The organism is Spirosoma litoris (assembly GCF_054776755.1).
Genome location: NZ_BAAHBI010000010.1, coordinates 359,475 through 383,459, shown reverse-complemented (window position 1 = coordinate 383,459; position 23,985 = coordinate 359,475). Strand labels below are relative to the sequence as shown.

Below are 23,985 nucleotides of genomic sequence, written 5' to 3'. Positions count from 1 at the left end.
GTATGCGAGAGGGGCATTTTTGTCATCCCGAGGAACAAGGGATCTTCGGAGATGACCTCTTATCCTGCCTCCGAAGATCCCTCGTTCCTTGGGATGACAAAAAATAACCTAATGTATTTTCAGTGAACTACTTATACCAGGGATTTGGCATAATAGTTGACCAAAACCACATCCCTTCCAGAGCATAGTCTAGTAGACAGTGCTAAATGAAAAGCCCCTTCCATATGGACAGGGGCTTTTCTAGTTAAATGTCGGCTCTTATGGGATAGATTCCGATGCTTACTTTTATTAGATTGAAAAACTAAATCAAAGTCACAAAAAAACGCTGGAATCAACTGTTCCAGCGTTAAAATCTAAACCATATTGATTGCTAATAGTGGACGAGCAATCAATATTAGTTAGACGTTAAAAAGATTAATTAGTAACATCTCTAGAAATAAAGTCTGTTTTTAAGTAAAAGCCGCTCTATTCATCCAACTATTTTTTAATCTTTTAACTACTAAGCTGGGAGGTACACACTAAAGGTAGCGCCCTTACCCGGCTGGCTCGTAGCCGTAATAACTCCCCCATGATTGGTCACTACTTTTTGGCAAATCGCTAAACCTACCCCCGTCCCGGCGAACTCATCTTTACCATGAAGCCGTTGAAAAACCTGAAAGATTCGATCCGTGTATTTTTCATCGAAACCAATGCCATTGTCAGTAACCTCAATACAATAAAACGTCTCAGCCAAACGAGTTGGCTTTACTGCATCAGGAAGTTCTCCAACTGGGATACGGATAGCCTGGATACTAACCTCGGGAGTCATTAAAGTACCTGACTGATCTTTACGACTAAACTTAATGGCATTGGCGAGTAAGTTTTGGAAAAGCTGGCCTAACTGAGACGGGTCGCCTGGTAAGGTCGGTAAATCACCCACTCGAATTTGGGCCTTCGTTTCACTGATGGCAACTGATAAGGTATCTAAAACGTCACTAACCACCTGCTTAGTCGATACCGAAACGGCTGGCACTGGGCGAGTAGAAATCCGGGAAAACGTCAATAAATCTTTGATCAGCAACGACATACGACTGGCGGCCACCTGCATCCGATTCAGGTACATTACTTCCTCACCCGATGACGTTGTATAACGCGTTTTCAAAAGGTCGCCAAATTGCTGAATCTTGCGTAAAGGTTCTTGTAGGTCATGTGAGGCAATATAAGCGAACTGTTGCAGGTTCTCATTGGATCGGGTTAGTTGCTGGTTCAGTTGATCCAACGCCTGATTTTGTGCCTGTTGCTGTTGTAGTTGATTTTGTAATTCTACCTCATACTGAGCCAGTTGCGCTTCATTCCGGATACGGCGCAACAATTGTACAAACAGTAGCCAGAATACAAAGGCAATTACAATTATAGCAGCTCCGCTCGAGAGGATAATCCATTGCTGGGTGACCTGATACGCTCGCTCAGCCTGCTTCCGACGCCAATTGGCTAATGCACGCTGATGCTGGGTCAACTGCCCGACTAAAGGGCGCAATTGAGACAGCAATTCACGCCCCTGCGCTAATAAATCTTCCGAGGTAGGGCCAACCTGCGGCTGACTTCGCTTTTCGAATAAACGCTGACTAACCTGTCGGCGCTGATCGATAAATCTGCTTAGCCGATGAAATCGATCCTGTTCACTACGTTCATTACTGAGTGCCTGATCCAGCAAACGGAGCCGTTCAGGCAGTTGCTGCCTAGCCTGCCAATAGGCCACTGCGAACTCCCGTTTCCCGGATAATTCATAGTTACGAGCATCGGTCTGAATATCTCGTGACAGGGCTGCAACCTGCTCAACCAGGGAGATTATTTCATATGTATGGCGTACCTGCTCATTTAACTCCTGTTGTTGTTGGTTACTCCGCCACGACAAGTAGGCGGTTAGGCCAAGTAGAACAATAACAAGCCCAAACGTGCTTACTAACAATAGTTTAAGGCGAGCAGAATTCATAATGGGATAGTAGACAGACACGATCGACGGGCACATGCCGTAATCGATGATCAGTCAATTTTAAAGGTATTTTTCTAACGTTGCTTATTTCGTTAAACGATGAGATAGGAGTAGCCATTATCCCACTAACGTCGATCAACATCAATCATAAATTACTTAGGGAAAGATATTAAAAAAAGTGAAAGCCGACTCGAGACTCGCATCGCTTTTGCAAAAACTTCCTATGAAATTCAGCTGTGGGTAAGCTCGGAAGTGACTATTCTTAAAATCTTACTAGGATTTGCATTAAACCAAAACCAGCCTTATAACTCTATGGCATAAACGCAACGTGCGGACGCGTGGAATCAGTAATCAATTGGGCGCTGGCGCTGACTTTACCTAACTCAATCGGTCAATGAAAAAGCTATGATCAAAAACTACTTATTACGAATAAAAGTAGCCTGGGATATTCTAACCAGCGATAGGCATATTGTCATAACTCGCCAGAAGGATCAGATAACCTTTGACCGTTATATGGATTGTACCGAATCGATTAAGTACTTAACAGCTTACAAAAACATTATTGAAGGCGGCTATGAAGCTGTACAGGGAACAGAATCTGTTATAAATCCATAATATTTTCATGTGTATTCTAAACGAAAAAACCGACTCTAGAGAAACCGGGCATATAGTTTTGCCGTCTAGGCTAAGTTCAGAATTTAATTAGTCCAGTCAGAATAGTGGCCGCCCATTTCTAGCAGCGTATACAAAGTGGCCTGCAACAAATCTCTCACTTCACCTTCGTTAATCAGGGTAATTGTATTCGCTTCATCCGGATATAAACAAAAAACGTCGCGAATATCAACTGGATTTGTCAACAGCCATTTATCAGCCAGGTAGGTCGCCTTGATACCTGTTCGCTGACCAACCCGTTCAATTATTTTTTCAATAGATGGAGGGTACTCTTCAAAGTATATTTCCCGACTGTAAACCATGGCTTAATTTGATTAGTAAACTACACACTCATATAGGGTCCTTATTAACTGTTTATTAGCTGGTGCTTCGGTCTCCTACCTCCTCCCAAGGCAACTAAAAACGCAGTGCCATGCAGTATTATCCCTACGCTTACCAACCAAATTCCAGTAGTATCATTCTGAATCACTTCAATAACCCCCAGCGCAACGCTACTCATGGCCAGAAAAAACAAGCCAGCAGCCGCTAGGATTAGTATGAATGCCCGCAGTTTTTTAGGTTGCTTCACCATTCTAGTATCTATCATGGTACTGTTCAGTAAAAACATTGAGTACTCAAGTAAACCCACATCTTAGTTCTGTAAGTTTGAGTTTCCTGCCTTCATTACGCTTTCTAACCTCCTTACTTTTTAACCAAAGGCCAAATCAAGTAAGCCTAATCGCCTTTTTTGCACCGCGAATGCCCATTTTTCCGCTCCGAAACTTTACCTAGAAATTGCTTTGGTTCTACGTAAATCCTACTACTAAAGGTTATTTTTAGGACATAATCGACTGACACCCACAACATGAAAATTCTCTCATTTATCACGCTTGTTCTCGTAAGCCAGTTTGCTGTTTATGCCCAAAAACCACGAGCTCGCGATATAGGCATCCCGTTCGACGGTATTACCGGGAAATTTAATGCCATCACTGATGTCAAAGGTGTTGAAGTTGGCTATAGCACCATCATTTCGGGAGAAGGCAAAAATGTGTTAGGAAAAGGCCCAGTCCGAACGGGCGTCACGGCCATTTTACCAAGAGGGCGAACTAACAATCCCGTTTTCGCCAACTGGTACTCCTTGAACGGAAATGGCGAAATGACAGGCACTACCTGGATAACCGAATCCGGTTTTCTGGAAACACCCATTATGATAACCAATACGAATAGCGTGGGGGTTGTTCGGGATGCGGTGTTAAAATGGTTCGTTGAAAAACACTGGTACAAAGAAAACTTCTGGTACACTTATCCGGTTGTTGCCGAGACATACGATGGCTTCTTGAATGACATTTATGGCTTCCACGTAAAGGAAAGCAATGCCTACGAAGCGCTGAACACGGCAGCAACTGGTAAATTAAAAGAAGGTAATGTTGGTGGTGGTACCGGAATGATGTGCCTGGGATTTAAAGGGGGGACTGGGACCTCATCACGTATTGTCAAAATCAGAGATTCCACGTTTACAGTCGGCGTATTAGTCCAGTCAAATTTTGGAGCAAAACGAAATTTAACCATTGCCGGAGTACCCGTTGGTCTGGAATTAAAAGACACGCTGAACAACGTATTAAAAGCTCCCCCGGTGCATTACCGACAGGAAGGTGATGGGTCCATTATTGTTGTGGTGGCTACAGACGCGCCTTTGTTACCCCATCAACTAAAGCGCATAGCAGCTCGCGTTCCCATAGGCGTTGGTAAAGTGGGCGGACGTGGTGAAAATGGCTCGGGCGATATTTTCATTGCTTTTTCTACCGCCAATCCGTCCGCTTTTCAACGAGATCGATTCACCAAAGTAGACGAGTTACCCAACGATTTAATCAATCCACTGTTCGATGCAACCGTTCAGGCCGTTGAAGAAGCCATTATCAACGCCATGGTAGCCGCCGAAACAACCGAGGGCATCAACGGCAACAAATCCTACGCGCTTCCGCACAAGCTGGTCATTGATGTACTTAAGAAGTATAATCGAATCAAGTAAGGGACTTATTGGCCTTGATCGCTACTAACAAAAAAGCGAGTCAACATGGCTAACCCGCTTTTCTTATTACTATCTAATACTTTTAATTTCCACAAAACTATGGGCTAGGCCATGTATGAAAAATTAACAGTTGATTAACAATCTGTTAATAGAGTATTAATAGTAGCAATCCCGCAATGATAAAGCCTTACCTATTCCTCGCTTACCCACCGTAATGGCTTGTTTTGGGTATGACTTCACTTTATATCCACTGATAAAAGGGCGAAAACAATACTATTTCTTTTCCGCGTCAGCATTGCGCTGTAAATTTGCAGAATTAACAAAACCACAATGGCAGAGTCAGTACGGCAAATGGGTGCATTGATGCGGAAGGAATTTCTGCTGGAATGGCGACAACGCTATGCGCTCAATGGGATGCTGTTGTACATTGTAGGGGCGGTGTTTGTGTGTTACTTAAGCTTTAACGCTCGGCGCGGACAACTCACACCTATCGTCTGGAATACGCTCTTCTGGATTATCCTGTTGTTTACAGCTATCAATGCCATCGCCAAAAGCTTTGTACAGGAGCGGGCCAGTCGCCAATTGTATTATTACACGCTAGCTAGTCCACAGCAGATTATTCTCTCAAAAATCCTGTACAATACGGTTCTGATGCTGGTGTTAGCGTTTCTGGGCTTTAGCGTATATGCTTTCGTACTAGGAAATCCCGTTAACGACGTACCTATCTATATGGTCACATTAGTCCTTGGGGCTGTAGGTTTCGCAGCCTCATTAACACTTGTTTCCGGTATTGCCAGCAAAGCAGAGAATCCAGCTACGTTAATGGCCGTTTTGAGTTTCCCAATTATTCTGCCACTCCTGCTGATGCTCCTGAAAATATCCAAAAACGCCCTCGACGGTCTGGATCGTAGTGTTAGCTGGAATGAAATAGGAACGGTATTGGCGATCGACGCTATTGTCTTAACGATGTCGTGGTTGTTGTTTCCGTTTTTATGGCGGAGTTAATGTAACGCGGACAGGATGTCCGCAATAATTTGATTATTAAATGCGGACAGGATGTCCGCGTTACAAAAATGAATAAAACCTGGTGGAAGGCCCTAGCCGTCTTGATTCTATCGTATGTCATTCTGAAAGGCTTTCTGGGAGTTGTCCCTCGTCAACCAATTCTGAATGAGAGTATTCGAAACGTGTATTTTCACGTACCGCTTTGGTTTGGGATGATTACCCTGCTGCTCACATCAGCGATCTTCTCTATTAAGTACCTTCGCAATGGCCGATTCGACGACGATTTGATTGCTGTTGAGTTTGCTAACACTGCCATTCTGTTCGGGATTCTGGGTTGTGCAACGGGGTCTTTGTGGGCGAATTTCACTTGGGGCGAGCCCTGGCCTAACGATCCGAAGCTCAATAGTGTGGCCGTGGGCATGTTAATGTATCTTGCTTATTTAATTTTACGTGGTTCGTTCGACGACGAGCAACGACGCGCCCGTATTTCGGCGGTCTACAACATTTTTGCTTTTGCCGTATTTGTCCCCCTGATTTTCATTGTGCCCCGCCTGACCGATTCACTCCATCCAGGCAATGGCGGTAATCCTGCATTCGGAAAATACGATATGGACAATAACATGCGGATGGTATTCTACCCGGCCATTATCGGTTTTATCTTACTGGGCGTCTGGATCACCGAACTTCGAATCAGGCTCCGTCGGGTAAAAGCGACTTTAGATGACTAAAGTCATGGGTAGTTCCCGGAATGATTCGCCTTATTTTTACGTTCTTTTTTCAACTATTTCGTTTTCAGATGCGACTGTCTTTTTTGACAAAAACTCCATTGCTGGCTTTGCTTCTGCTTAGCCAACCGTTATTTGCTCAACAACCCGTTGCCAACGGGGTTGAAATGGCTGATCAGCTTCGGGCTGATGGCAAAATATGGGTCGTTGTAGCGGTAGTTGCAGCCGTATTTGCGGGTATCATTCTTTACCTCGTCCGGCTCGATCGGCAAATTGGAAAACTGGAGAAAGAAGTAAAAGACAAGTCAGCAGCAGTTCGTCGTTAACGCATTGGTGCTTAGTTGCAATCACTGATTACACTTAATTAACACAATGAAGCTCACTCATATTTTCGGCATTGTTATTATCGCGCTGGCCATTGGTATTATTGTCGCAACGGCGGGCGATGCCAGTTCGTATGTTACGTTCAAGCAAGCCACTGAAATGGCGCAGGATGGCGACGACAAAATGATCCACGTAGTTGGTAAGCTCAAAAAAGATGAACATGGTCAAATTGCCGATATGTTCTACAACCCAGCCATTGACCCAAACCACTTTGAGTTTACCCTTGTCGATAATGACAACCGGGCTCAAAAGGTTGTATTTAACAGCCCTAAGCCGCAGGATTTCGACCGGTCCGAACAGATTGTCATTATCGGTACGATGAAGGGCGATCATTTCCAGTGCAATAAAATTCTGTTAAAATGCCCATCGAAATATCAGGACGGCAAGCTGGAAACCACTGAACACGAAGCTAAAACGGCACAGTTGTAAGTGACAGATTGATTGAATGATTGAATTATTGAATTCTCTCATTCATTCATTCAACAATTCAATCATTCAATTCATGATACATACTACAGTCGGGCAACTCGGCCATTTTTTTGTTATACTATCGTTTGTTACGGCACTCGTGGCAACGGTTGCCTATTTTCTGTCGGCGCTTGGCTTAGGAAAAACGGCGCAAGCTGAACTAGTCGAGGAGCCACAATTGGCCTACGCAGGCGAGTCCACGTCGAGAGAAGCTAGTTTCGGCGGCAAAACTGCTAAACGGAAAGCAAAACCGACCGTTCAAAATCCAGAACCTCCCGCTCGTGACGATTGGCGGACGTTGGCTCGCTGGGCCTTTTACATTCATGGCGCGGCTGTTGCTGGTATAGCTTCGAGTCTGTTCTACATCATTTACAATCACTATTTCGAATATCATTACGCCTGGAGCCATTCGTCGCGGGCACTGCCGGTGCAATACATGATTTCATGCTTCTGGGAAGGCCAGGAAGGTTCGTTCCTTTTGTGGATGTTCTGGAATGCAGCCCTGGGTGTTGTACTGACACGGACGAGCAGCCAGCAATGGGAAGCTCCCATGCTGGCGATTTTTGCTTTGGTACAGACGTTTCTGGCCTCTATGATTCTGGGTGTCATTTTTGGGGATTCGTTCAAAGTTGGATCATCGCCTTTCCTGCTGTTAAGTGAAGCCATGCCTGATGCACCCATCTTTTCGGCCGATCCGAATTTTGTACCAAAAGATGGAAATGGGCTTAATCCATTGCTCCAGAACTACTGGATGGTAATTCACCCTCCTACCACGTTTCTTGGTTTCGCATTAGCGCTGGTACCGTTTGCTTACTGTATTGCTGGCCTATGGCGTAACCAGCCTCTCGAATGGATTCGACCAGCCTTGCCCTGGACGCTCATTTGTGGGATGATTCTGGGTATCGCCGTGATGATGGGTGGCTATTGGGCTTACGAAACTCTTAACTTTGAAGGCTACTGGAACTGGGACCCGGTCGAAAACGCGGTATATGTTCCCTGGCTGGTATTGGTGGCAGCGATACATACGATGTTGATTGCGAAACGCAGTTCGGCTGGTTTGAAAATGTCCATTATCCTGACCATTGCCACCTACGTTCTGATTCTGTATTCTACTTTTTTGTCAAGAAGTGGCATCCTGGGAAATGCCTCTGTTCACTCCTTTACCGACTTAGGGCTTTCAGGACAGTTACTGCTGTACCTAATGGCCTTTATCGTGCTGGCAGTGGTTTTGGCGGCCAGCAAGTGGAAATATATTCCTGCCGATACCGACGAAGCATCGGTCTACAGCAAGGAATTCTGGATATTTATTGGTGCCACGGTGCTGTGTCTGGCGGCCTTCCAAGTCATTGCAACCACTTCTATTCCAGTTTACAACAAGATTCTGGAATCGTTCGGTAAAATTTCAAACCTAGCCCTTCCTGCCGATCAGGTTGCTCACTACAGCAAATTCCAGATTTGGTTCTTTGTGGTAATTGCCCTACTAACCGGTGTCGGTCAGTATATGTGGTGGCGTAAACTAGAAAACAAAAAGTGGGACGCGCTTATCACACCCGGAATCATCACCTTACTCATCAGCGCTGGCTTAATTGCCTTCGGCGAGATGAAGAATCCGGTTTATATGATCTTGCTGGTATCCTCGATCTTCGCGTTGGTGGCTAATGGCAGCATTTTGCTTGCTGTGGTTCGAGGGAATTACCGTCTGTCGGGCGGGGCCATTTCGCATATTGGTATGGCCCTGATGCTCATTGGAATACTTTATTCAGCGGGTTATACAAAAGTTATTTCGCTCAATACAAGTGGCTTGCTGATTTCTAATCAGGAGGAATTCACCAAAGACAACAACAAACAGAACAAAGAAAATACGCTTCTGTGGCTCAATCAGCCCGAGCGGATGGGTCAATACCAACTTACCTATCGCGGCCAGCGCATCGAAGCACGCGACGTCCCTGGTTATATTCCACGCAAGGATGTCGAAGTAATTGAAGGGGATTTCCACGGTATTGCTCTTAAGGATATCATTCAGGATGGCAAGGTTTATCATAAAAAAGGTGACACTTTAGCCCTTTACCCAGAAAACACCTATTACGACGTTGAGTATCGGGAGCCAAACGGAAAAATTTTCAATCTGTACCCACGCGCTCAGGTAAATGAACGAATGGGCTTACTGGCATCGCCCGACATTCGCCACAAAGCGGATCGGGATATGTACACCTATGTAAACTCGGTACCTAACCCAGGTGATGAAAACAAATGGGAGAAAACCGAAACCTATAGCGTTGCCATCAAAGACACCTTTTTCCTGAACGACTATGTCGCTATTCTGGACGATGTTGTCCGAACCAACGAAGTAGAAGGCATGGAAATTGGCCCAGAAGATGCCGCCGTCCGTGCGAAAGTACGCGTGCTGGATAAAAACGGTGAACATATTCTGAGCCCGGCGTTTATCATCAAAAACCGAATGGTAGCGCACCCAGCCGAAATGAGTGATGAGCTGGGTGTTCGTATCCAGTTGAACGAGATTAACCCCCAAACGGGTAAATTTACCTTTGCAGTTAACCGAACCCAGCGCGATTATATCGTGATGAAAGCCATTGAAAAACCGCTTATCAACATACTCTGGATTGGTACGCTGGTAGTCGTGATCGGCTTCCTGATCGCAACCATTCGCCGGTATCGGGAGTTTGACAAGATGAAAAACAAAGTGGCTTAGTCATCAGTTGGTACTTACCCATCTAACTGACTACTGCTGAGTACGCATGAAACTGAAACTCTCTGAAATTCTCTTGCTTTCGGCTGCCGCCGGTTTTCTAATTCTCTGGATTGCCGAATACCAGCGAACAACCTTCGCCGACAGTTACTGGCTGCTTATGCTCGGTGTCGGTTTCCTGTTCGCTTTTCAGTATTTTAAGAACAAACGCCTGGAACGCGAAAAAGCCGTTTCACCAACCATTAAGCAAATGGTCGAAGATCGGAAGAAGAAGAAAAAATAGTTCAAGGTTCAATGTTTCGTGTTCCACTTTATGCGCAAGTTGAGCTGGAACCTGAAACATTGAACCTTAAACAATAAAACAAATATACTTGGAAGCCTCCCTCCTTTTATTCGGTGCCTTACTTGCTCTTGTACTAGCCGGTTTTTTTTCGGCAGTTGAGATGGCATATGTATCAGTTAATCGGTTGTATTTTGAGCTGCACAGCAAGCAGGGGCCGTTGAGCGAAAAACTCGTATCGGGCTTTCTGAAGAACCCCATTTTGTTCGTCGGTACAACCCTAACCGGCAATACGCTCTTTTTAGTCCTGTACACCGTCTTAGGGGTTATGTCGCTCAATCCCTTACTGATTGCTGTTTTGCCTCAGACATGGGCGGAGCAGGAATTTGTTGTCATTGCCATTGAAACACTCATTCTGACGGTTATTTTTCTGCCTTTAGCTGATTATATACCTAAAAGTCTGGCGCTCATCCACCCCGACCGATTTCTGGAAGCTTTAGCAGTCCCTCTCTGGGTTATCTACAAAGCCATAGCGCCCATTGTTCGGGTATTGGTGGGTACCGCCCGCTTTTTTATCCGCTATATACTTGGCAAACGTAACCCCGAGATTCGGCCTGTCTTCGGCCTGACCGACCTCAACCACTATCTCCAGCAGTTAAACAACCAGAAGGCCGATACTACCGAAGAATCGGTTGAAGTAGACACCCAAATTTTTAACAACGCGATTGAATTTCGTGACGTACGCGTGCGCGACTGCCTGGTACCACGAACGGAAATTTCGGCCATTGATGTAGATGACACCGTCGAAGAACTTCGGCAGGCATTTGAAGAAAGCGGCCACTCAAAGATTGTGATCTATCGGGATACGATCGATGATGTTATCGGCTACTGTCACGCATTGGCACTGTTCAAAAAGCCAGCAACTGTCGAAGAAATTATCACGCCGATTATTACTGTTCCCGAAACCATGCCCGCTCAGGATTTACTACTCAGGTTTCTGTCGGAACGAAAGAGCCTGGCTCTGGTCGTTGATGAATTTGGCGGCACAGCGGGCATTGTAAGCGTTGAAGACATGGTCGAGCAGATTTTTGGTGAGATTCAGGACGAATACGACACCAATGAAGATTGGGTAGAACAACGACTTGATGAAAAAACCTGGCTCTTAAGCGCCCGGCATGAGATTGACGATCTGAACAAAACCTACGGTTGGCACATTCCCGAAGGCAGTTACGATACACTCGGCGGGCTGATTCTGGCAACGCACGAAGACGTTCCTCAAGTTGGCGAAATCATTGAATTTTCTCCTTTTACCTTTACCATCGTCTCGATGGATGGCACTCGAATTGACACGGTAAAAGTGCATCTGAGTCAGGAATAATGGATAATGGGGCATAACGACCAGCAATCTTCGTTGTACACTATACAACATTATACACTATCCATTTTCCATTATTCATTATCTACCCCTCATTATCAGCGCAGATTGACTGAGTTTGCTTACTTTTGAGGCAATACTTTTCATTACTCCGTGGATTCAATACTTATTCAAAAAACTGTAGCACGGCATCTTCTGGCTGTGCAGGCTGTCCGCCTTAAGCCCAATGAACCGTTTACCTGGAGCTCGGGCTGGAAATCTCCCATTTATTGCGATAACCGGGTTACACTCGCTTATCCTGAAGTACGAACATTTATCAAAAATGCGCTGGCCGATGCCATTCGGAAACGATTTCCCACAGCTGAAGTTATTGCCGGAGTCGCCACTGCGGGTATCCCACAAGGTGCGCTGGTTGCCAACGCGCTGAACCTCCCCTATTGCTATGTTCGGCCTGAACCGAAAGCTCACGGCATGGGCAAGCAGATTGAAGGACATCTGACTAATGGGCAACGTGTCGTTGTTATCGAAGACTTGATTTCGACCGGGGGAAGTTCCCTAAAAGTGGTGAACGCACTTCGGGCAGCCGGGGCCGAAGTCTTGGGAATGGCCGCTATTTTCACCTATGGATTCCCGGTTGCCAGTCAAAATTTCGAAGCGAAGAACGTGCCACTGGTATGCCTGAGTAATTACGATGCGCTGCTCGTTGAAGCGCAGGAGCTTGATTATATTCCAGCCGAAGCCATGGAATCACTAGCCGCCTGGCGTCAAAATCCAGCTCAATGGGGTCAGTAAGAAGTTAATATTGTTTCTTTGGACTCTATAGATTCTTTTGCATTAACATAGTCAGAATCTATAGAATCCAAAGAAACAATAGAATCTACAGTAAACGCTAAATCAATAACTCATGGCCATCGTAACCGCCCGTATTGAACGAACCCCTTACGAAACGCACCTCTCGACTGATTCGCAGGTAATTGTTGCCGATGAACCGAGCGATATGGGTGGACAGGATCGGGGTATGCGGCCGGGTGAATTGTTAGCTGGGTCATTGGCAACCTGCACCGTTATGACGTTGCGCATGTATGCCGACCGAAAAGGCTGGCCGCTCGATTCAGCGGTGGCACATGTCGAGTATTCCAATGATCCAATAACGAAACGCTCTCTTTTCGTTTTAAAGCTGATCTTAAATGGCAGTTTGAGTGAAGAACAGCGCGCACGCCTAGTTGAAATGGCCGACCGCTGCCCGGTTCATCGGGCACTCCAAAATCCGATTGATTTTGAAACGATTTTGATTGAAGATCCTATAACTACAAACCTATAAGGTTTTGGCAACCTTGTAGGTTTAACTCGCAAAACGCTATGAGTCAGGCTGAACATAACTCCACTCCCGACATTACCAAAACGTATACAAACGGTGAAATTACGGTTGTCTGGAAGCCGGCCGTCTGTATTCACTCCAAAGTATGCTGGACGCAATTGATCGAGGTATTCAATCCAAGAGAACGACCCTGGATTAAAATAGATGGTGCACCTACCGATCGTATTACTGAACAGGTAGACCGTTGCCCATCGAAAGCATTGAGCTATTTCCGAAACGATGACCCGGTTAAAACAGAGGATATTCAGGCCGAGAGTTTAGTCGAACCACTTCCCAATGGACCACTACTCGTGTACGGAAACCTGCGCGTAAAAGATGCCAGTGGTCACGAAACCCAGAAAAATAAAGTTACGGCCTTTTGTCGGTGTGGAGCCAGTAGTAACAAACCTTATTGCGATGGCTCGCACCTCAAAATTGGCTTTACAGGCTGATAGAACCGTAACGACGGCCCGGACAGATTTTTATGATTGTGTAAGAATTAGCCCTGATCTAAAAATCATAAAAATCTGCGTTCAATTATTTATCACGATTTTGGCTTTTGCACAACGATAGCGGGACTAGCTATCCCATTCAGATCATACACAATTTTACCTTTTCGAATGGTCATTTCGCATTCCAGCTTTTGCTTGCCTTCAATTTTATAGCCGGTGTAATCGAAGAAACCGAAGTAGCCCGTATCTCTGGCATCAAATTTCCCATTGCGGATTGTCAGAATAGCGACATCAGCTTCTGAGCCTATTGTAAGACTACCTAATTCAGGACGTCGGATAGCTTGGGCCGGATTCCAAGTACTCGCCTGAATCACGCTACGCAAATCCATGCCCATTGCCATAAATTTCGACATCACATTAAGCATGTCTTTCATGGCATTGTTCATGCTACCTGTGTGAATATCCGTGCTGATAGTATTCGGATAAAAACCGCTTTTCAGAGCTGGAATGGCCTGCGAAAACGCAAAACTGATGCCACCGTACCCAACATCGAAGAGAACTCCTTTTTTCTGGGCCTCCCAAACAAAGGGTTTGATTTTACCCGTTTCTACATCCAGAATTGGCTCACGTGTTTTCAACTGCCCAAAGCAGTGGGTGTAGATATCGCCAGGACGAAGGTGTTTCGTAAATAATTCGTTGAGTGATAACGTAGGAGTACTCCCACCAAAATCAATCATGACAGGCAGATCAGCCAGTTTCCCAGCTTCAACGACGCGCTCTGTGGGTGTCCAATTGTAGCCACTATAATGAGCGAGCTTAAAGCCCACTACGTAATCAGGGTATTGTTTTGCCATAGCTGCCGTTTGAGTGGCGTCCATGTCATCTACATTCTGCTCAAACCTACTACCCCGCATACCGCTCCCCACAATATTTAGTAGTGCTAATACACGCGTTTGCGACCGATCAATGGTTTGTTTCTTGAACGTCTCAAAATCGCGCCAGCCCGAACAACCAGCATCCACAATGGTCGTAACTCCGTTACGGAACGTGAATCCATCAGGCGGTAAGGCATTGGGGCCGTTGCTGTACGTTTGATCCAGATTAGTACCAAAAAATACGTGCGTGTGCATGTCGATCAGGCCGGGCGTCACATACAGCCCCTTGGCGTTAACTACCTGAATGGCTTCTTTGGGATCAAGATTCCGGCCTATCTGAACAACTTTGCCATCATTGATAGCGACGTCTATGATGCCATCAATCTTGTTTTTGGGATCAATAACGTGCCCGCCTTTAATCAGGATGCTATAAGTCTGGGCGAACGCCAGGTTGCCCAACAAGGCCGCGAACAGCCACAGCACTAGTTTTTTCACGATGGAAAATGCTTAAAGTTGACAGGGTAGGTTTTGAGAAATATCAGCTAGTTTTTTCGACAGGATTAACAGGATTTACAAGATTGTAATCCAAGAAATCTTGTAAATCCTGTTAATCCTGTCGAAAAAAGAAAAATTAAACGGCAGCTTTGGATAGTTCTTCCCTGATTCGTCTGGCAACGATTTTTTCCTGACCCGGCTTCATCATCCAGACAGTCACACTAATGTTGCTAGGGCCTCCTCCACCCACTTCAATCGATGGATCGCCTTTGCGCAGTGACTCCTGCAGTTCTTTACCCGTAATACGAAGTTTAGCCGGGTCCCAGGCAATGCGAAGCGTCGGTGTGTGATTTCCTAGCGGGGGAACATGCACTTCGGTTTTCACACCGGGTACTCCTTTCACCGTGTTTTCGATATGGGCCGTTCCTTCTTCCCAGGTTTTCCAGACTTTGTCGTGGTCTTCATTGATGAATTTCTCAAGAGCCACATACATACCAAAAATTTCTTCTTTGTTGACTTTCATGCCCCGACCAATATTGAATCCACGAGGAGGCATGTGTAAGCGAGCCGCCGAGATAATGTCTTTTTTACCCATCAACAGACCCGCACTTTGTGGCCCCCGCATGGCTTTCCCGCCCGAGATAACCACGAAACTGAAGCCCATATCGTTAAAACGCCATAAATTTTCAACTGGTGGCACATCGGCAGCAATATCGATGGAGGTAGGAATGTTATGCTTTTTGCCCAGCGCCACCCATTCTTCATGCATAATTTTGCCCTTATCGGCTTCGATGTGCAAAAAGTGCATGAGGGCCGTTTTTTCGTTGATTGCCTTCTCTACATCTTCGACCGTTTCGACCACGACAATTTTGCAACCGGTGTTCGTCAGCGCGTGATTGTACACAATGTCATGGGCTTTCTGGCAGATCACTTCCGTTTTCATACCCGTACCTTCCAGATGCGGTAGCTTCTCTACTTTCTTCTGATCCATTCCGGTCAGAATCCCAGCCAGCCCCAGAGTCATACCCGCAAACGCACCTGAAGTCACAACAGCGGCTTCTGAATGAACCAGTTGAGCAATTTTTTCACCCACTTTATCCTGAATTTCATCAAGCAGACAAAATTCTTTTGCTCCCCAATTAATAGCATCCAGCACTTCGTCGTGCATGAGTGAGCCAGTCATGTAGGTTAGCGTGCCAGCCGCATTGATAAATGTTCTGATTCCCAATTCTTTGAACAAATCTCGCTTGGGAGCAGTGAAGGATTCAGCATCTACATCGACTGGAAGACCACCAGCCAATCCACCCAGCAATGGGACGCTCGATAAGCGCTTAATGAGTTTTCGTCTGCTTAACATAGAAGTAGTTAGTAAAAAGGGAAGATTGGGCGTTTGGTTCTCTGTGATGTCAGGTTCTCAAACCTGACAATCTGCGTCAGCAATGGTGTCGGTTTTGAGAAACCAACACCACGACTACATTAGATGTACGCAATACAATCCATTTCGACCAGCGATTCGCCGGGAACGCCCCCGTAAACGGCTACCGTTGTCCGAACTGGAGGCTTACTACCAAACCGACCTTTGTAGACTTCGTTCATAGCCTTATAGTCGTTTAGATCATGCAGGAAGACAGTCACCTTCAACACTTTTTCCATCGATGAGCCAGCCTTGATCAGCTCCTTTTCAAGTTCTTTCAGCACTTCGTCGGTGTGCACTTTAATATCGCCTTCTTTGTGGTAGCCTTTTCCGGCTACAAATACCAGATTACCCAATTTGGTCGAACCAGAGAACAGGGGTACGTCCTGCTGAGTAACTACGTTGTATACTTCTTTTTCAGGAGCCGGCTCGGCCATTACTTTGGTTGTTGAGCCTAAGCCAACGATCCCTGCAAATGAGGCAAAAAGGCGTTTTAAACTAGATCTGCGTTGTGTTTCCATTGGCGAAATGATACAGCTATGTCTTTGATTTACTGAAATTTATGCTCTTATGGGTAAGATTGTAACCTCGTTAATCTACCCGAAACTCATCGAGTAGTAGCCATGCCTTTCCACCAGCGCCATATTCGCCCGGAGGAATGATGCCTTTATTGGTTGCCTGTATACGTACGTAGCGCGCCGGAGTCGGTGGAAACGTAGCGTTTACGGGATTTATACCATTAATCGGGAACTGTGTTTGCTGATAGACCTGTCGAAATGTTTTGCCATCTTCCGACACGGCAAAGCTGAGTACACTCGGTGCCCACATGCGCTGCCAGTGATAGTTTAAAAGGTGCGTGCCAATGCTGGAAATCGATAGTATACGTTGCAAATCGATCAGTATATCAGCATCTTTCCCTTGGAAACCAATCCATTCGCCCGTATTGTATCGGCTAGTTCCAGCAACGCCATTTACAGCAACTAGCGGACTGGTCGGTCGATAATTACCGGTGGGTTCGGTTGTAAAGTTGACGGGTTTACCCGTTGATTTACTGATTGTCAGCGATTTTTGAAAGCCCCGTCCTTGTGGTTGTTTGTTGATGAAGGTAATTGCTTTTATCGTCTCAGTCTTTTCGATATCAATTGGTTTCGTATACGTAATGCTGCTCAACGTTGGGGCTGTACCGTCAGTTGTGTAGCGAATCGTTGCATCGGGTAATGTGGTCGAAAGTCTTAGTTGCACCGAACCCGTTGGTGTAACAATTACCGAATCCGTTAGCTCATCGAAACGGTTGGCGTATTGAACGTTCAGGCGTTTTAACAGCCTCTCCTGTAAGCGAAGCCTGCGCAAAAAATCAGGATAATTGCGATGCTCTCGTTGGCTCCAGGCGATTTCGGCGACCGCAATGGCTCGAGGAAAAATCATGTACTCTGCCTGTTGAGGGCTATCCATATATTCGCTCCAGGCAGTTCCCTGAACGCCTTTTAGGTATACAGCTTCATCGGGAGTGAGATCGTTCGGAATAGGTTCATAGTCATATACTTTGCTTAAAGGCGTATAGCCAGCGGCCGCCAAGGGCTCTTCAGGATAGAGCGATTGATAGTAATCGAAATAAACGTGGCTTTCGGGCGTCATGATCGCATTATGCTTTTGCCTTATGGCCTCTATTCCTCCTTCAATCCCTCGCCAACTCATCACGGTAGCGCCCGGCGACAGGCCACCCTCCAGAATTTCATCCCAACCAATCACCTGCCGACCCTTCTTATTTACATGTTGTTCGATACGTCGGATGAAATAACTCTGAAGCTCATCCTCGTCTTTCAGACGTTCATTACGGATGCGGGCCTGGCATTTGGCGCAGGTTTTCCAACGCGTTTTCGGACATTCATCTCCACCAATGTGAAGGTAATTCGACGGAAACAACTCAATTACTTCGTCCAGTACATCGTCTAAAAAGGCAAACGTGCTATCGTTACCAGCGCAGAAAACATCATCGAACACGCCCCAAAATGTAGCCGCCTGGTATGGGCCACCCGGCCGACCATCTGGTTTCAGACAACCTAACTTCGGGTAGGCACTCAGCGCGGCCATAGCGTGTCCTGGCATCTCAATTTCGGGAATGACCGTTATATGTCGCTGTGTGGCATACCGAACAATCTCGCGCACTTCGGCTTGGGTGTAATAACCACCGTACCGCTTGCCATCGAACCGATGCGGCAACTCTTTCTTATGGCCAATTAGCGTTTCGGTCCGATAGGCGGCCTTTTGCTGTAACTCTGGGTACTTTTTAATCTCAATTCGCCAGCCCTGATCATCGGTCAAGTGCCAATGAAACATATTGAATTTAAACAGGGCCAACTCATCAATGTACTTTTTAATGAATGCTACCGGAAACAGATGTCGGCTAACATCGAGATGCATGCCCCTGTACGAGAATCGTGGATAATCCGTAATGTCGCAAGCCGGAATAATGGCCGATTTCGATTGTGAAAACAGCTGGGTTAGCGATTGTAGCCCGTAGAATAAACCGGCCTCATCATGACCAATCAGGCTAATTCTGCCCGTACTAATCTGAAGCTGATAGCCTTCTGCCTGTGTAACCCGACTTTTATCAATTTTTAGATCGATGCTAGCCTTCGTCTTTTTTACCGATAGCGATACCCCCGTAGAAGCCCGAAGTTGCGCCTGAAACAAAGCCACAAATTGACCTGATACCCCAGCACCGGATGAAATTCCGACCTGGGGACCAAGTCGAAATTCACCCGCTATCTGGCGATAGGTTACTGGTTCAGGAATTAGTCCGCTTTGGGCGAATAGGTTTCCTAAACTGAGGAGGAATAGTAAGCTTGTTCGAATGGCGTGTTTCATCCACACAAATTATTTATCCAGCCACATCTGGGTCAGGAATGTATTTTCACCCTGGCGGGCAACGGCGCTTAAATAGTTCTCTTTATTCAGGTTTTCTTCTGTTGCAGGGTAAAGCATCCGACGGAAGATTTTTCCTCCTGTAATATTTCCGGTGTAGTTATTAGGCACTAAAGCCGGATAACCCGTACGACGCCAGTTCAAGAATACCTCCTGCGAATTCGGGAAAACCGATACCCAGAACTGCGTATACAGTTGCTCCAGTTGCTGCGCCTGGGTTGCCGTAGGAACAAAAGCGTTAGCGGCAGCATACGCATCAATGTTCGCCTGCGAAATCACGCCATCAGTACCAAACAACGACCATTGGCGCATAGCTGCTTTAAGGCCTAAATCATACAAGGCTGCAGGTGTCTTCGCCGTGTACCAACCCCGAATAGCGGCCTCGGCCAGATAGAAGTTAACCTCCGCATTCGTCAGCACCAACATTGGTGCGTTCAGCTTGAGAATTGTGTTCTGATTGGGTTCTGAGTACGTGACGAAATCAGACGGTTTGGTATTTGGAATCGTAGCAACCATTCCTTTCTGAATACTAACATCGGTACTTGGTTTGCCACCAACGTACACAACCGACAGAACAGGCAAGCGGGGATCGTTTGTTTTCTTCAGGTAATTGATAAACGTTTCGTGGTATTTACCACCCTCGGGATTGCTTACACCGTCGGCCTTTAGGTAATCACTATTGATCATCCAGTACGACAATGGGTTCTGGTTAATAACCTGACCTGAAGAAAGATACGTAATCTTAGCCATATCGGCATCTTCGGTGATCAGACTTCCGGCAATGGCTTTTTTCACCCAGGTTTCGGCCAGCGCCACATCGGGCTTGGTCATCCGCATACCCATACGTAACATGAGCGAGTAGGCGAATTTCTTCCATTTATTGATGTCGCCCCCGTACATCAAATCAGCCGCCCCAAAAGTCGATTTTGTTGCATCGAACAGCGCAATCGCTTTTTCCAGCTCACTCAGCAAATCAGCATAAATATCCTTTTGTGGATCATAAACTGGCTTGAAAATACTTTGGGTATACCCCTGTGCGGCCTGCTTGTATGGAATATCGCCGTATAAATCGGTGATTTTGGAGAAGCTGTAGGCTCGCCATATTTTGGCAATGGCCAGTTTGTTCACCTGCAGCGGATCTTTTTCCAACGCCCGAATTACCTCACCAATTTCGTTTATCTCGTTCGGGTAAGCGTTCGTAAAAACAGTGTAGGGAGCCGTGCCCTGGTTGAAAATATATTTGGAACCCCAGCTCGCTACATCGTTGTAGCTGGTGGTGTATTGCATCGTTCCCTGCAAGCCCGTAATCATGTTACCAACGGCGTCATACTGCGCTTTGGTAAAGACAAAATCGGGGCTGACCGTGCTAGACGCGTCAGGGTTAATATTGAGTTCTTCCAGTCCTTTGTCGCAACTCTGCAATACACAAAGTGTCAGGAGGCAATAGGTAACTTTATGAAATATAGTTTTCATGAATGTCGTCGTTAGAATTTTACGATGAGGTTTGCGCCATAACTACGGGTACGGGGTAATCCCAACGATTCAAAGCCCTGGTTGGAACTATTGGTGAAACTCTGCTCAGGATCAAAATTATCCGTTTGCTTATAGAGTGTCAGGAGGTTACGAGCCACAAACGAAATGCTGGCCGATTGTAATTTCACGATTTTGAGCGCGCTAACCGGAATGTTATAGCTGAAGATAACCTGACGAAGTTTCACAAAGCTGCCGTCGTGCAGGAACAGTTCGGTGTAGTTCTTGTCGTTGTCATAGAAAACACGCAGGTTTTCTTTGGCAACGGTACGCGTGTAGGTGTCGCCCGTTGGTGTCACCCCGTTGAGAGTAAGACCATTTTCGCGACCATCGAGTGTCCGTTTCAGTTTTCCCATCCGATTGGCGTATACTTCCATCACGGAGAACACTTTATTGCCAAACTTCCCATCCAGCAGAATATTCAGCGAGAAGTTCTTATAACGGAATTCATTGGTCAAACCCATTGTGATTGGGGGAACCCCTTTCCCCAATTCCTGAAGGGCCGATTTTTGGGCAAATCCTGTAGTTGGGTCGTAAACAATATTGCCCTTGGCATCGCGCACTCGCGTTGTACCAACAATAGTTCCGTACGAGCTACCTTCGATGGAATTGATATAAGCCCAGTTACCTACTGATGTTGCCATCTGCATCGAATTGATACCATCGGCCAGTTTCACCACTTTGCTTTGGTTGTAGGCTATATTGTAGCTCAGATTCCAGCCGAAGTTTGAGGTACGAACAGGCGCTACCGTGAGCAGAGCCTCGATACCCCGGTTGTTAAGTTTACCGACATTTAGGTAAACCGAGTTATAACCCGATGTTGGCGAGGTGCTTGTTTGCACGATATCGTTCGTAGTGGCCCGGTTGTAATAGGTCAGATCAAGGCCCACTTTTTTATTGAAAAACTGTAAATCGATACCTGCTTCAAATGTCGTGGACGTCAGGGGTTTCAATCCTGCGTTAGTCAAGCCCGAACTAGTCGTAAGGTTAGTCGTCACGTTCTGAAGCGGCTGTCCAGAACTTGGAATCATCGAATAAGTCAGATTGACTACGTACGGATCGGGTGTAGCGCCACCCACCTGTGCCCATGAAGCACGAACTTTGGCGTAATCAACCATTCGTGGCAATTGGAACGCCTGCGACAGCACGAAGCTACCTCCTACAGATGGGTAAAAAATGGTGTTGTTCTGCGGACTCAGGGTTGAGAACCAATCTTGTCGTCCGGTAGCCGTCAGGAACGCAATTCCCTTATAATCAAAGTCAACAGAACCGAATACTGAGTTAGTCCGGGTGTGTTGGTTGAGCGGTATGGTGCTCGAAGTAGCCAGGTTTGTTGAGCTATAGAAGAAAGGAATCGTAAACGTTGCTCCGGACAAATTCAACTGATTATAGCTGAAGTTCCGTTGGTTCATCCCGGCCAGCGCCGAAAATCCAAAGTGGCCAAAGGTTGTATTATAATTCGCGGTGAGCATACTATTGGTTTCGCTCACGTCAGTTTTCAACTGATTGAACTGACCATTTGGAATATAGCGAGTACCCGTTGGCAGAATGTAGCGGTAGTTGTAGTTATAAAAATCCCGGCTCACGGTTCCTTTCACCGACAAGTTTTTCAGGATTTTGTACGTCAGCCCCAACTGGCCAATGAAGCGGTTTTTACTGTCGTCCTGCTGGTATTTGTTAACGACAAAGTAACTGTTAGACGCAATATCAGCATCGTTCCAGGCAATCTCGTTACCATTAGCATCGTAGCCTGGGCTTAACCACCGAATATCGGAGGTGTTACCGATCATGTAAGGCGTCCAGTTTGGGTTACCGAGGGCATCGCCAGCGCCGGTTTTATTATGCCCGTTTTCCAACGTATACTGAGCCACGGCTTCCAGGGCGATCTTGTCGCCAAATGTGCCGTTAATATTCAGGTTACCCGTTTTGCGCTTGTAGGTATTCGTCGGTAGAATGCCTTTGGCGTCCAGATCAGACAATGAAAAACGGTAGTTAACTTTCTCATTTCCACCCGTAAATGCCAACGTATTCGTGAACGTTTTACCAGTTTGGTAGAAATTCCTGATGTTATCTTTCTGCGCAATGTATGGATGTGTCAATCCATCGGCAGCAACGAAGTCAGAACCATCAATTTTAGCCCCCCAGGAACGACGCCCCCAGGCAATGCCCTGCGCCTGTGTAGTTGGTTTAGCCGCGTTATCGCCCTGGCCATATTCATACTGCCAATCCGGGAAAACAGCCGCATTTTCCATCGTGAACGTCGAGTTGTACTCCACACCGATGCCGCGCTGTGCTCTCCCTTTTTTAGTTGTGATCAGGATAACCCCGTTGGCCGCCCGCGAACCATATAGAGCGGCAGCAGTACCCCCTTTCAAAACGCTAATCGACTCAATATCATCGGGGTTAATACCAGCGATACCATCACCCCGGTCCACGTTCCCCTGACCACCGTTGGTCGTGGCAGCACCGCCGGGCACCGTGTTGTCAATTGGCATCCCGTTAATTACGTACAGTGGTTGGTTATCACCCGTCAACGAACCGTTCCCCCGAATGATGATTCGGCTGGAGCCGCCAGGACCGGTTGAGAGACCCGTTGCGTTTACACCCGCGATTTTCCCCGAAAGTGCGTTCGCTACGTTGTTCTCTCTGGCCTGAGTAAATTCCGACCCTTTGACTTCAGTCACCGAGTAACCCAGTGCTTTCTTATCTTTTGTAATCCCCAACGCCGTTACAACAACTTCACCCAGTTGGGTAGCGTCTTCTTTCAGGCTCACATCAACTACGGATCGACCGTTTACGGTAATTTCCTGAGCTACAAATCCGATGTACGAAAAAATCAGTGTGGCCTGCGGGCTCGACACATTAATCGAATACTTTCCCTGACTGTCGCTGACAGTTCCTTTCGTAGACCCTTTCTCAACAATCGTTACACCGGGTAGCGTAGCGCCATCGCCGATATTCGTCACTTTCCCCGAAATCGTTTGTGCGAAGGCAGGCACACTCAACAACCAGAGCATTGTGAGCAGCTTACTTAAATGAGTAGGCCAGCGTAGTAAAATACGATCCATAGTTTATGATTAATTAGTTAAGTTAAGAATACCCGGGAGGCATTTTGCAAATTTTGCAATCTTTCAATGCAATTCTTGCGCAATATAGCCGCCAATATTGCAACTTTGCAAATAATATTTCTTCTATATGGCAAAAACCTAGACATTATATGCAAAAAGTACATTTTTTAGGTGCTTTATGCGGCATAATTGGAGATTTTGCAAAGGTCATTGCAATAAATCAGCAACTAGTCTTTAGGCTGTTGTCTGATCAATTTGTGAATAGGTAAGATT

21 protein-coding genes are annotated in these 23,985 nt (G+C 46.2%); 12 read left to right on the top strand and 9 right to left on the bottom strand.

The genetic code is table 11. From position 1 onward, the window contains the following. Positions 1–499: 499 nt before the first annotated feature. A complete protein-coding gene (locus ACYVGR_RS08045) occupies positions 500–1,972 on the bottom strand; it encodes a sensor histidine kinase (protein ID WP_460955321.1) in 1,473 nt (490 codons plus the stop codon). A 405-nt stretch (positions 1,973–2,377) separates the two neighbouring features. Between ACYVGR_RS08045 and ACYVGR_RS08040 the strand changes: the two genes are divergently transcribed. Continuing rightward, the gene (locus ACYVGR_RS08040) at positions 2,378–2,587 is read left to right on the top strand and encodes a hypothetical protein (RefSeq protein WP_460955319.1); all 210 of its coding nucleotides are present in this window, start codon (positions 2,378–2,380) and stop codon (positions 2,585–2,587) included. Positions 2,588–2,670: 83 nt separating this feature from the next. Here the strand turns inward: ACYVGR_RS08040 and ACYVGR_RS08035 are convergent, their stop codons facing one another. Both ACYVGR_RS08035 and ACYVGR_RS08030 read right to left on the bottom strand, forming a co-directional pair. Further along, positions 2,671–2,946 (bottom strand): hypothetical protein, encoded by a 276-nt coding sequence (locus tag ACYVGR_RS08035; RefSeq protein ID WP_460955317.1) that lies wholly within the window; start codon positions 2,944–2,946, stop codon positions 2,671–2,673. Positions 2,947–2,990: 44 nt separating this feature from the next. After that, entirely contained in the window at positions 2,991–3,230 is a 240-nt protein-coding gene (locus ACYVGR_RS08030; protein ID WP_460955315.1) for a hypothetical protein, read from the bottom strand. 258 nt (positions 3,231–3,488) lie between these two features. Between ACYVGR_RS08030 and ACYVGR_RS08025 the strand changes: the two genes are divergently transcribed. The 11 genes from ACYVGR_RS08025 to ACYVGR_RS07975 all read left to right on the top strand — a co-directional run bounded on the left by ACYVGR_RS08025 (position 3,489) and on the right by ACYVGR_RS07975 (position 13,405). Next, positions 3,489–4,652 (top strand): DmpA family aminopeptidase, encoded by a 1,164-nt coding sequence (locus ACYVGR_RS08025; protein WP_460955313.1) that lies wholly within the window; start codon positions 3,489–3,491, stop codon positions 4,650–4,652. 330 nt (positions 4,653–4,982) lie between these two features. Continuing rightward, entirely contained in the window at positions 4,983–5,657 is a 675-nt protein-coding gene (locus ACYVGR_RS08020) for a heme exporter protein CcmB (protein WP_460955311.1), read from the top strand. Between the two features lie 68 nt (positions 5,658–5,725). Next, positions 5,726–6,385 carry a cytochrome c biogenesis protein CcsA gene (gene ccsA, locus ACYVGR_RS08015; protein ID WP_460955309.1) on the top strand — a complete coding sequence of 220 codons (660 nt, stop codon included), beginning with the start codon at positions 5,726–5,728 and terminating at the stop codon, positions 6,383–6,385. Positions 6,386–6,453: 68 nt separating this feature from the next. Next, on the top strand, positions 6,454–6,708 hold the full coding sequence (locus ACYVGR_RS08010; RefSeq protein WP_460955307.1) for a CcmD family protein: 255 nt from the start codon (positions 6,454–6,456) through the stop codon (positions 6,706–6,708). A gap of 46 nt (positions 6,709–6,754) precedes the next feature. Then, the gene (locus tag ACYVGR_RS08005; RefSeq protein WP_460955305.1) at positions 6,755–7,195 is read left to right on the top strand and encodes a cytochrome c maturation protein CcmE domain-containing protein; all 441 of its coding nucleotides are present in this window, start codon (positions 6,755–6,757) and stop codon (positions 7,193–7,195) included. Between the two features lie 73 nt (positions 7,196–7,268). Next, positions 7,269–9,944: a cytochrome c biogenesis protein CcsA gene (gene ccsA, locus ACYVGR_RS08000; RefSeq protein WP_460955303.1), complete on the top strand. Its 2,676-nt coding sequence runs from the start codon at positions 7,269–7,271 to the stop codon at positions 9,942–9,944. A gap of 52 nt (positions 9,945–9,996) precedes the next feature. After that, positions 9,997–10,224 (top strand): hypothetical protein, encoded by a 228-nt coding sequence (locus ACYVGR_RS07995; RefSeq protein ID WP_182464339.1) that lies wholly within the window; start codon positions 9,997–9,999, stop codon positions 10,222–10,224. Between the two features lie 88 nt (positions 10,225–10,312). Beyond that, positions 10,313–11,599, top strand: coding sequence for a hemolysin family protein (locus tag ACYVGR_RS07990; protein ID WP_460955301.1), 1,287 nt, complete (start codon positions 10,313–10,315; stop codon positions 11,597–11,599). Between the two features lie 159 nt (positions 11,600–11,758). Then, complete coding sequence (gene pyrE, locus ACYVGR_RS07985; protein WP_460956080.1) at positions 11,759–12,388, top strand: orotate phosphoribosyltransferase; 630 nt, start codon at positions 11,759–11,761, stop codon at positions 12,386–12,388. A gap of 112 nt (positions 12,389–12,500) precedes the next feature. Next, positions 12,501–12,917, top strand: coding sequence for an OsmC family protein (locus ACYVGR_RS07980; protein WP_460955299.1), 417 nt, complete (start codon positions 12,501–12,503; stop codon positions 12,915–12,917). 38 nt (positions 12,918–12,955) lie between these two features. Beyond that, on the top strand, positions 12,956–13,405 hold the full coding sequence (locus ACYVGR_RS07975; RefSeq protein ID WP_460955297.1) for a (4Fe-4S)-binding protein: 450 nt from the start codon (positions 12,956–12,958) through the stop codon (positions 13,403–13,405). A gap of 92 nt (positions 13,406–13,497) precedes the next feature. On the opposite strand, the gene ACYVGR_RS07970 is transcribed toward ACYVGR_RS07975, so the two are convergent. From ACYVGR_RS07970 to ACYVGR_RS07945, 6 genes are all read right to left on the bottom strand, one after another. Beyond that, entirely contained in the window at positions 13,498–14,775 is a 1,278-nt protein-coding gene (locus ACYVGR_RS07970) for an amidohydrolase/deacetylase family metallohydrolase (RefSeq protein ID WP_460955295.1), read from the bottom strand. Between the two features lie 136 nt (positions 14,776–14,911). After that, positions 14,912–16,132 carry an aminotransferase class V-fold PLP-dependent enzyme gene (locus ACYVGR_RS07965; RefSeq protein WP_460955293.1) on the bottom strand — a complete coding sequence of 407 codons (1,221 nt, stop codon included), beginning with the start codon at positions 16,130–16,132 and terminating at the stop codon, positions 14,912–14,914. Positions 16,133–16,251: 119 nt separating this feature from the next. Continuing rightward, positions 16,252–16,710, bottom strand: coding sequence for a RidA family protein (locus ACYVGR_RS07960; protein WP_460955292.1), 459 nt, complete (start codon positions 16,708–16,710; stop codon positions 16,252–16,254). A 70-nt stretch (positions 16,711–16,780) separates the two neighbouring features. Further along, the gene (locus ACYVGR_RS07955) at positions 16,781–19,057 is read right to left on the bottom strand and encodes a glycoside hydrolase family 20 protein (RefSeq protein WP_460955290.1); all 2,277 of its coding nucleotides are present in this window, start codon (positions 19,055–19,057) and stop codon (positions 16,781–16,783) included. A gap of 9 nt (positions 19,058–19,066) precedes the next feature. Beyond that, a complete protein-coding gene (locus ACYVGR_RS07950) occupies positions 19,067–20,587 on the bottom strand; it encodes a SusD/RagB family nutrient-binding outer membrane lipoprotein (RefSeq protein WP_460955288.1) in 1,521 nt (506 codons plus the stop codon). Between the two features lie 11 nt (positions 20,588–20,598). Then, entirely contained in the window at positions 20,599–23,712 is a 3,114-nt protein-coding gene (locus ACYVGR_RS07945; RefSeq protein ID WP_460955286.1) for a SusC/RagA family TonB-linked outer membrane protein, read from the bottom strand. Between the last annotated feature and the right edge of the window lie 273 nt (positions 23,713–23,985).

Coding starts and splice junctions, on each gene's coding strand:
- ACYVGR_RS08020 (WP_460955311.1), top strand. CDS start 4,983: ATGGCAGAGTCAGTACGGCAAATGGGTGCATTGATGCGGAAGGAATTT.
- ACYVGR_RS08025 (WP_460955313.1), top strand. CDS start 3,489: ATGAAAATTCTCTCATTTATCACGCTTGTTCTCGTAAGCCAGTTTGCT.
- ACYVGR_RS07945 (WP_460955286.1), bottom strand. CDS start 23,712: ATGGATCGTATTTTACTACGCTGGCCTACTCATTTAAGTAAGCTGCTC.
- ACYVGR_RS08035 (WP_460955317.1), bottom strand. CDS start 2,946: ATGGTTTACAGTCGGGAAATATACTTTGAAGAGTACCCTCCATCTATT.
- ccsA (WP_460955309.1), top strand. CDS start 5,726: ATGAATAAAACCTGGTGGAAGGCCCTAGCCGTCTTGATTCTATCGTAT.
- ACYVGR_RS07960 (WP_460955292.1), bottom strand. CDS start 16,710: ATGGAAACACAACGCAGATCTAGTTTAAAACGCCTTTTTGCCTCATTT.
- ACYVGR_RS07980 (WP_460955299.1), top strand. CDS start 12,501: ATGGCCATCGTAACCGCCCGTATTGAACGAACCCCTTACGAAACGCAC.
- ACYVGR_RS08040 (WP_460955319.1), top strand. CDS start 2,378: ATGATCAAAAACTACTTATTACGAATAAAAGTAGCCTGGGATATTCTA.
- ACYVGR_RS07950 (WP_460955288.1), bottom strand. CDS start 20,587: ATGAAAACTATATTTCATAAAGTTACCTATTGCCTCCTGACACTTTGT.
- ccsA (WP_460955303.1), top strand. CDS start 7,269: ATGATACATACTACAGTCGGGCAACTCGGCCATTTTTTTGTTATACTA.
- ACYVGR_RS07965 (WP_460955293.1), bottom strand. CDS start 16,132: ATGTTAAGCAGACGAAAACTCATTAAGCGCTTATCGAGCGTCCCATTG.
- ACYVGR_RS07975 (WP_460955297.1), top strand. CDS start 12,956: ATGAGTCAGGCTGAACATAACTCCACTCCCGACATTACCAAAACGTAT.
- ACYVGR_RS07955 (WP_460955290.1), bottom strand. CDS start 19,057: ATGAAACACGCCATTCGAACAAGCTTACTATTCCTCCTCAGTTTAGGA.
- ACYVGR_RS08010 (WP_460955307.1), top strand. CDS start 6,454: ATGCGACTGTCTTTTTTGACAAAAACTCCATTGCTGGCTTTGCTTCTG.
- ACYVGR_RS08045 (WP_460955321.1), bottom strand. CDS start 1,972: ATGAATTCTGCTCGCCTTAAACTATTGTTAGTAAGCACGTTTGGGCTT.
- ACYVGR_RS08030 (WP_460955315.1), bottom strand. CDS start 3,230: ATGATAGATACTAGAATGGTGAAGCAACCTAAAAAACTGCGGGCATTC.
- ACYVGR_RS08005 (WP_460955305.1), top strand. CDS start 6,755: ATGAAGCTCACTCATATTTTCGGCATTGTTATTATCGCGCTGGCCATT.